Raw genomic sequence first — 7,864 nt, 5'->3', positions numbered from 1 at the left:
GTGCGCCACCACCCGGTGGAGCGCTGGGTCAAGCCGCACGAGTTCGTGGAGCTGAAGGAGGAGGCCGAGCAGATCGGCTTCTCCGGTGTGATGTCCGGCCCGCTGGTCCGGTCCTCCTACCGCGCCGGCCGCCTGTACCAGATGGCCGTCGAGAAGCGTGGGGAGTACATCGCCGCCCAAACCGCCTGACACCTCGCCATCCTCCGTGCAATGCAAGGGACTTGAGCAGGTAGGTGCGCCGCGAGTCCGCGCCGGGTTTGTAGCAGGTCAGGGCCGCGATCGAGATCCGGCAACGCTTCGCCACCCCGCTCAAAAGACTCACAGGAGTTGTCAACCCCGGTTGGTGACTCACTGTGAGCGTGTCAGCCCACGCGACGGGAGGCTCCGGCGCCGTGAGCTCGAGACGCGGCTGTCGCGTATGAAGGCCCACAGGACGTTCAGACGGCGCCGTGCGAGGGCGATGATGGCCTGCTTGTGGCCCTTGCCTTAGGATCTCTTTCGCTCGTAAAAAGCATTGGATACGGGGCAGGAGCGGGCGGCGACCATGGCGGACATGTAGAAGACCCGCAGCAGGCGGCGGTAGTAGCGCCGTGGTCGGCGCATATTGCCGGTGATGCGTCCGGAGCCTTTGGGCACCGGTACCAGGCCGGCGACGCCGGCGAGGCGGTCGGCGAGGCGGTCGGCGCTGGCGAAGATGCTCAGATCACCGCCGGTGTGGGCGATGGACTCGGCGCCCAGGACGGATCCTATGCCGGGCATACTCACGATGACCTCGACGTGCGGGTGGTCGCGAAACCGGCCCTCGATCAGGGCGTCCGTCTCGGTGATCTCCTCATCGAGGGCCATCACCTCCCTCGCCAGCTTGGCCACCACGGCGCCGGCCAGCTTCTCCCCGGCGACGACGGTGTGCTGGGCTTCGGCGGTCTGGACCGTGGTGGATGCGACAACCTGGGTTGCGGACCTTGCGGCTATCCAGCCAGGTCGCGAGCCGGTTCTTCCCGATGCGCCGCAGGGCGGCTGGAGTCTGGTACTGCGTCAGCAGCACCAGGGCCGCCTTCGACTCCTTGTAGTCGAAGGCGCATCCCAGGGCGGGGAAGTACTCCAGCATCTGAGCCCGCAGTCGGGTGATCGTCCTGGTGCGGTCGGCGGTCAGGTCCAGGCGGCGCGAGGTGAGGATACGCAGGTCGACGGTGATGTCGTCGCCTCGATGGATCGGCTCCAGGTCGCGGCGCATGCGGGCCTGGTCGGCGATGACGAAGGCGTCCTTGGCATCGCTGTTGCCGTCGCCCCGGTGGGACCCGGAGGCGTGGTGGACGGTGCGGCCGGGGATGTAGAGGAGTCGCTGGCCGTTGTCGGTCAGCAGTGCGATCATCAGCGCGGGCCCACCGGCGCTTCAGGTCGATCGCCCAGGTCACCGGGTCGCCTTCGCTGAGCTCCAACACGTCGGCGATCAGCTTGAGCAGTCCGGTCTCGTGGTTGTCCACCCGCCGCGGCAGCTTCCGCTTGCCGTCGGCATCGATCACCACGCAGTGATGCGCGGCCTTGCCCGCATCCATCCCGGCCCACAGCTCGGGCACGGCCACCTCCGAAGTCATATCGGTTCACAGCCCCGCAGACGACCTCGCCAGCGTGTCCGGTCTTCCGATCCTTCGAGTGACCGAAACCAACCCACTTACAACGTAAGGACAACCCGGTGAGCAGAGCGGGCGGGAACTGATGGTGATCTTCAGGAGCCACCCTTCCGAGGAGTCAGGGTGTCGTGGTCGGGGTCGTGTTGTCGGTGGTCGGCGTAGGAGTCGGCTGGCGACAGTTTGGAGACAACTTCGCCGATTCTGCCGCCCACGGCCAGGTGTGGGTGACCGGTTGGGGGCGCAGGCTGTGGGGGAACGGGCGGCGCCCCGGACCACTTTCGTTCGACTCCGCTCAGAGCCTTCATGGCGTGTCCAATCGTTCAGCGGGCTGCGACTGCCCGTCATCTTCCAAGGACGGTCGGGAGAGATTCGTGGTAGCCGTCCGACGGCACGTGTGTCAGGGCACGTGCCGTCGGACGGGGCGGGCGAGGAGCGGTCACCAGGCGTTGTCGCGCTGTGGGACTGATCCGTCGTTAGCCGTCCGGCGGTACGGTGTGCGGCAGGACAGGGCATACCGCCGGACGGGGCTGGAGGGGCCGTCGGTGGCCGACGGGGATGGTTCGGCCGCCCGAGCGGTCGCAGTGCGCGCCCCGGTCAGGACCAGGTGAAGAGAGGGCGGCGCTATCAGGGGGCTGTGGTGACGGTCAGCTGGCAGTCGCTCGGGGCATGGTTTCGTGCCCTGATGTGACCTGCAGTCAGTCGATGAGGTCGAGGGCGGCGGTGACGATGCTGTCGGTGTCGATGCTGTGATAGCGGTAGACGTCCTCGATCGACCCGGACTGTCCGAACCGGGTGACGCCGAGGGTGGTGACGGGGGTGTTGTGGATCGTGCTCAGGAAGGCCAGGGTGTGGGGGTGGCCGTCCAGGAGGGTGACGAGGGGCGTGGCCCGGTCGGCGGGGAACACCTGGTCGAGGATCCAGGTCGGGTCGTCCGACAGGCCGCGGCGGGCCTGGAGTGCTCGGAAGAGCAGGTCCGGGCTGGTTATGCACACGACGTCGGCGCCGTGGCCGAGGCCGGCGAGCCGGTCCGCGGCGGCCAGGGCCTCGGGGATCAGGGCGCCCATCGCGGCGAGCGTCACCACGGGCTTGTCGTGCTGTCGCAGCCGGTAGGCTCCGGCGGTCACGTGCCGGCGGCGGCGTTCGCGGGCGGCGGGGTCGCTGGGCACGGCGGCCGCGGACTGGTCGACGGGCCGGGTTGACAGCCGCAGGTAGGCGGAACTCCCGTCCGGCTTGGCCAGGTTGCCGAGGGCGGCGAGCAGGCACCATTCGGTGTCGATCGCGAATGCCGGCTCGTAGGTGATGCAGCCGGGTTGCTCGATGCCGAGGGAGGGTGTGGTGATGGACTGGTGTGCGCCGCCCTCGGGGGCGAGGGTGACGCCGGAGGGTGTGCCCACCAGGATCGACTGGCCGCCGGCGTAGATACCGTACGACCACGGTTCCAGGGCCCGGTTAACGAAGGGGTCGTAGACGACGCCGATGGGCAGCAGGGGCTGGCCCCAGCGGCTCCAGGTGGCGCCGAGCTCGCCGAGCAGGCTGACCAGGTTGGTCTCCGCGATGCCCAGCTCCACATGCTGACCGGTCGGCTTCTCCCGCCAGTGCAGGATGGTCTCGGCGTCGTCGGCGAACCAGTCGGTGCGCTCGGTCGGCGACCACACGCCGACCTTGTTGAGCCAGCCGCCGAGGTTGGTGGAGGAGCTGACGTCCGGGCTCACGGTAACGATCCGGCTCGCGGCCTCTGGCGCCTTCCGGGTGAGGTCCAGCAGGACGCGCCCGAGGGCCTGCTGGGTGTTGCCGGTACCCGTCGGTGCCGGGCGGGCCAGGTCGGCGGGGACCGCGGGAGGCTGCTGCGATGCATGTCCGAGGCGGTGCAGCCGCCCAGCGGCGGCCGAGCACAGGCTCGCTTCCGCCGAGCCCTCGGTGAAAGTCGTCCAGGGGTGATCCAGGTCCGTCCCGAGGTGGTCGGCCAGTGTGCTCATCTGGTGGGCTGTCAGCAGGGAGGAGTGGTTCTGCGGGTGCCCCTCGGTGGGCAGCCCGTGGCCCTTGACCGTGTAGGCGAAGATCACCGTGGGGCGGGTGTCGTCGACGCCGTCGAACGCGTCGGTCAGCGCGCCGATGTCGTGGCCGCCCAGGTTGCGCAGCGCCGCCAGCAGCGAGGCGTCGTCGAGGGGGGCGATGAGGTCGGCGATCGGCCCGGCGGTGGAGCCGGTGCCGGGCAGGCGCTCGCGCAGCTCGTCGGCGGAGCAGCGCAGCAGACGCTGGTATTCGGGATTGCCCATGGCGTCGATACGGGCGCGCAGCGCCTCGCCGCCCGGCCGGGCGAACAGTTCCTGCAGGAGGTGCCCGTACTTGAGGGTGATCACCTGCCAACCGGCCGCCGCGAACATGCCCTGCAGCTTCTCCGCGGCGATGCCGGGGATGACCCGGTCCAGGGACTGCCGGTTCAGGTCGACGACCCACACCACCTCGTCCAGGCCCGGCACCATCGGATCCTGGAGCGCCTCCCAGATCGCACCTTCGTCCAGCTCGGCGTCGCCCAGCAGCGAGTACTGCCGTCCGGTGCCGGCACCACCGAAGTGGCCCTCCACATAGCGGCGGGCGATCGCACCCCACAGAGGGGCGGTGGCACCGATGCCCACCGAACCCGTGGAGTAGTCGACCGGGTCGGGGTCCTTGGACCGGCTGGGATAGCTCTGCAGGCCGCCGAAGGCGCGCAGGGTGGTCAGGTAGGAGGCGTCCAGCTCGCCCAGCAGATAGTTGATCGCATGCAGCACCGGTGAGGCGTGGGGTTTCACCGACACCCGGTCCTCAGGGTTAAGCGCGTTAAACCACAGAGCGGTCATGATCGAGGTCATCGAGGCGCTGGACGCCTGATGGCCACCCACTTTCAGCCCCGACGGGTTCGGCCGCACCCGGTTGGCGTGATCGATGATCGCCGTGGACAGCCACAGCACCCGCTGCTCGACCGATTCCAGGACGGCGAGTTGCTCCTCACGGGCGGGGCCCGAACCGTCGATGCCGACCGGCCTCAGTTCCGCGACCATCACAGACCACCTCCGCATAGGGCACCATGCCTAGAGAATTTCGCGTCGTGCTCCGCTAGTAGACAGATGACTCTTCGCCTGCACAAGATATGGCTCTTCGGTTGAGCATTCTGCTCAATTTCCGAGCCGAACGAGAGGCGGCGACCGAGCATCATGAACAGTGAACGAACCCTCGACGCCACGGACGCCCGGATCCTGCTCGCCCTGGCCACCGATCCACGGGCCACCATCGTCGCCCTGGCCGAGCAGCTGGGACAGTCCCGCAATACCGTCCAGGCCCGGGTGGCCAAGATGGAACAGAGCGGCGCCCTGGGCTCCTTCGAGCGCCGGATCACCCCCAAAGCGCTCGGCCACCCACTGACCGCCTTCGTCACCGCACAGGTCAACCAGCATCAGCTGGCAGAGGTATCGCAGGCCCTGGCGGGCATCGCCGAGGTCGTGGAGGTCTTCGGGCTCAGCGGCGAAACCGACCTGCTCGTACGGGTGGTCGCCATGGACGCGGAGGACCTGTACAGGATCGCGGGGCAGATCCTCGCCGTCCCCGGGATCGAACGCACGACCACCGCCCTGGCCATGCGCGAATTGGTCCCCCACCGCCTTACCCCCCTGCTGCGCCGCGCCGCGAGGAGCGGCAGTGGGCAACCGGGGCGGTAAAACTGCGAAGCTTTCGACGGCGCCGCCGGGACGGTCACCGTACTCGCCGACCCGCCCGGCGACGTGAGTCCCGCTGGCCTCGTGGTCAATGCCCTCGTTCCTCCTCGACAAGGCGTCGTAGGGCGGGGATCAGTGCGTCGATGTCCTGCCCGGTACGGAAGGCGACGAGGGTGGTGCCGCCGCCGGTGCCCTCACTGACAGAGGACGGCGCCGGAAAGAGCCCGAGCACCTCGCGCATCGCCTCGCCCACTTCCTCGACGGGGTCGGAGGCCTCGCCCCGAAGCCACCGGCGCAGCACGTGATTGTGGGCGGCGACGACGGACGCCGCCATGAGCTCGGCTCTCAGGGACGCCGACTCCGTGGGGTCGCCCATCCAGTCCGCGATGAACTCGCGGAACAGCCGCTGGTACCGGGCCACGCTGGCGATCTCCCGGTCCCGCAGGGCGGACACCTTGCTGGTGAGCGCGTACCGCCGACGCGCGAGATCGCCTTCGTCAATGTAGTGGAGCAGCACCAGACGGACCGCGTCGGACACGGCGACCAGGGCAGTGCTCTGGCTGGAGGTCGCCAGCCGGTCCCTGATCAGCTCCAGCAGCCGGTCGTGATCGGGGAAGATGACCGCTTCCTTGGACCGGTAGTGCCGGAAGAACGTCGTACGCCCCACTCCGGCCCGTTCGGCGATGTCGTCGACGGTGGTCTGCTCATACCCGCGCTCGTCGAACAGCGCGAACGCGGCATCCGCGAGTCGGATCCGTACAGATGGCTTGCCCATAAGGGAACATCCTTCCCCGCCCCGACACCCGGACGCCACTTACCCCCTACCTTCGGTACTGGGTACCGTTCTATGGAAATTGAGTACAGGAATAGGTTTCGGCGGGAATTACGTTGCGAAGAGCGAGTCCGGCCTGCCGATCCAGCTGGTGTGCGCCGTATGGGCACCAACGGATTGCGACGCTGACGCAAGGCTGGGCACCCCGGGGAAGTTCCCGTTCACCCCCGGGCGTGTACTCGTCGATGCACACCGGCCGACTGCGGCTTTGCTGGGCGAGCGAGCGGCCCAGGCCGCCGGCGCCCTCGACGGCGAAACGACGGTCGGGCCACTGCTCGCACCAGCGCATCAGCTGGCGGAGGGTTCCGGCGTTGACGACGAACCGGCGTTGAGCCACCTGGTGGCCGGCCGCGTCGACAGCGACGGCGGTGTGGGACGACTTGTGAGGATCGACACTGATCAGGATCACAGGCTGCTGCCCTCGCACTCGATGAGACAGGAGGTGGAGTGCGGTGGGCACCCTGACTTGAAGTCACTGCGTCACCTTCATGCCTCTGTCGAGGCCCGGGTCGTCTACGCGATCGCCGACGGCGAGGGAGATCGGGCCGCTCAACCTCCAGCCACACCCCGGCCGGCACTGGGCCGAACGCGGCGGCCGGCACAAGGACCCCGACCGCGATCCCCGGCCCCGGGCGACCTACACCCGCCCGCACGGGGTCCGCCACCTGTTCGCCGCATACGACCTGGCCAAAAACCAGCTCTACGGGCACATCAAGAAGACCAAGAACGGGTCGAAGTTCTTGGAGTTCTGCCGCTACCTGCGCTCGCTGCACCCGATGGACGTACGCATTGCGATCGTCTGTGACTGTGAGACTGGTGGGGTTCCGCACGGGGCGTGGCCTGACCCGGTCTGTGACTCCCCGTCTCGGCCCCTGGAGGCCACTTGCCCAAAGCGATGGAACTCAGTACCGTCTGCGGGACATTGAGTACCAGTCGGAGGTTGCGTCGTGGATTCCCTTGCACAAAAGCGACTCCGGTCTGCCGATCCAGCCGGTCTACGACGGTTGTGCGCTGTCGGACATCGACGCAGACACCAAGCTGGGCACTCCGGGCCGGTTCCCGTTCACTGGGGGCATGTACCCGACGATGTACACCGGTCGACCGTGGACGATGCGGCAATACGCCGGGTTCGAAGCGGCCAAGGAATCCAACGCGCTACGGCGAACTGGTGAGCGTGGCTCTCGACCTGCCGACGCAGATGGGTTACGACTCCGACGAGGCCATCACCCTGCCCCCCGAAGGCGGCACGACTCACCCTGCCCAGACCGTGGATCCATTTGCCGGGACCTACGTCATCGAGTCCATGACCGATGACCGCGAGGTGGCGACCCTGGATGTGATTCAGGCATTGGAGCATCAGTGCGCGAACGTCTCGCAGCACTGCGCAGAGACCGGGACAACAACGCCGTCGGACGAGCCCTCAACCCGCTGCGCACTGCGGCTCGGAGCACCGACAACGCGCTGGTCTCGGCAATTCCATGACATTTTCGCCCAACCTGCCGCGCTGACCCTCGATGCCGATGCCCGCCCGGCAGTCCTCCGCCTGGCAAGTCGTCGGCCACAATGGCCAGAAGGGATCCATAGTGAGTGCCGTGCACACGGAACTGTCCGACCTCGACATCCACACGACCGCGGGCAAGCTCGCGGATCTGCAGCGCCGTATCGACGAGGCGACGCACGCCGGCTCGGAGCGCGCCGTCGAGAAGCAG

4 protein-coding genes and 4 pseudogenes are annotated in these 7,864 nt (G+C 68.1%); 4 read left to right on the top strand and 4 right to left on the bottom strand.

Going from position 1 to position 7,864, the window contains the following annotated elements; translation table 11 throughout:
* Window positions 1-189: pseudogene (locus AC07CM_RS49725) on the top strand (lipoyl synthase); the annotation flags it as partial.
* 159 nt (window positions 190-348) lie between these two features.
* On the opposite strand, the pseudogene AC07CM_RS49720 reads toward AC07CM_RS49725, so the two are convergent.
* Both AC07CM_RS49720 and AC07CM_RS49715 read right to left on the bottom strand, forming a co-directional pair.
* Window positions 349-1,595, bottom strand: a pseudogene (locus AC07CM_RS49720) (IS110 family RNA-guided transposase).
* Window positions 1,596-2,326: 731 nt separating this feature from the next.
* The gene (locus AC07CM_RS49715) at window positions 2,327-4,672 is read right to left on the bottom strand and encodes a transketolase-like TK C-terminal-containing protein (protein ID WP_478883182.1); all 2,346 of its coding nucleotides are present in this window, start codon (window positions 4,670-4,672) and stop codon (window positions 2,327-2,329) included.
* A gap of 153 nt (window positions 4,673-4,825) precedes the next feature.
* On the opposite strand from AC07CM_RS49715, the gene AC07CM_RS49710 reads away from it, so the two are divergent.
* Window positions 4,826-5,326, top strand: coding sequence for an Lrp/AsnC family transcriptional regulator (locus tag AC07CM_RS49710; protein ID WP_478883181.1), 501 nt, complete (start codon window positions 4,826-4,828; stop codon window positions 5,324-5,326).
* Window positions 5,327-5,411: 85 nt separating this feature from the next.
* On the opposite strand, the gene AC07CM_RS49705 is transcribed toward AC07CM_RS49710, so the two are convergent.
* Complete coding sequence (locus AC07CM_RS49705) at window positions 5,412-6,098, bottom strand: TetR/AcrR family transcriptional regulator (RefSeq protein WP_478883180.1); 687 nt, start codon at window positions 6,096-6,098, stop codon at window positions 5,412-5,414.
* 70 nt (window positions 6,099-6,168) lie between these two features.
* Window positions 6,169-6,564 (bottom strand): IS110 family transposase, encoded by a 396-nt coding sequence (locus AC07CM_RS49700; RefSeq protein WP_478883179.1) that lies wholly within the window; start codon window positions 6,562-6,564, stop codon window positions 6,169-6,171.
* Window positions 6,565-6,691: 127 nt separating this feature from the next.
* Here AC07CM_RS49700 and AC07CM_RS49695 point away from each other — a divergent pair.
* Window positions 6,692-6,961 (top strand): annotated as a pseudogene (locus AC07CM_RS49695) (IS630 family transposase); the annotation flags it as partial.
* Window positions 6,962-7,106: 145 nt separating this feature from the next.
* Window positions 7,107-7,380, top strand: a pseudogene (locus AC07CM_RS49690) (methylmalonyl-CoA mutase family protein); the annotation flags it as partial.
* Window positions 7,381-7,864: the final 484 nt, after the last annotated feature.

The organism is Streptomyces sp. NPDC044061, from assembly GCF_056434305.1.
This window is presented reverse-complemented; position numbering and strand designations above follow the sequence as displayed.